Origin of the sequence: Bradyrhizobium sp. 87 (assembly GCF_023073015.1) — a bacterium.
GTDB lineage: Bacteria > Pseudomonadota > Alphaproteobacteria > Rhizobiales > Xanthobacteraceae > Bradyrhizobium > Bradyrhizobium canariense_D.
This window is the reverse complement of record NZ_JADPIQ010000087.1, coordinates 1-601: the sequence shown is the minus strand read 5'-3', so window position 1 is coordinate 601 and position 601 is coordinate 1. Positions and strand designations below refer to the sequence as shown.

Genomic DNA, 601 nt, shown 5'->3' with positions numbered 1-601 from the left:
AGGACGTGAAACCGGAGGTGATGCGATGCCTTGTCGTGCCGCTCACGCTGCGCCTTGATCGGCTGCATCTGACGCTTCAGGCGGCGTTTGGCTGGACGAATAGCCATCTCTTCGAGTTTTTGGCTGGCGAAGGACGTTGGGGTATCCCTGATCCCGATGGAGATTTTGGCCCTCAGCCCATCGATGCTCGCAAGACGCGGCTCTCCAATATCGTTCACGAGACCGGCGCGAAGACGATCCATTATCTCTACGACTTCGGCGACAGCTGGGATCACGTGATCAAGCTCGAAAAGTGGTTCGACAACACGACAACGGAGGGACTTCCCCTCTTGCTCGAGGCCGCCGGCCGTTGTCCTCCGGAAGATGTCGGCGGTGCGTCAGGCTATACCGAATACCTCGACGCCATCCGCGACCCCACCCATCCGGAGCACGAACAAATGCGCCTCTGGGGCCCTGAGCAGTTTGATCCCAACGTCGTCGACCGGAAGGCGCTCGAGGCCGCCGTCAACGCATTGTCGGAAATATGGAAGCCGCGCCGGCGCACCACGCGTTCAAAATAGACGTCAAGCACCAATCAAATGGGCCTCAGAGCGACGCTTAC

The 601-nt window shown here is 59.6% G+C and carries 1 protein-coding gene; it reads left to right on the top strand.

All coding sequences use genetic code 11. The features are described 5' to 3' along the window. On the top strand, positions 1 to 560 hold a 560-nt coding region (locus tag IVB50_RS22515), incomplete at its 5' end, for a plasmid pRiA4b ORF-3 family protein (protein ID WP_247297354.1). Positions 561 to 601 lie beyond the last annotated feature (41 nt).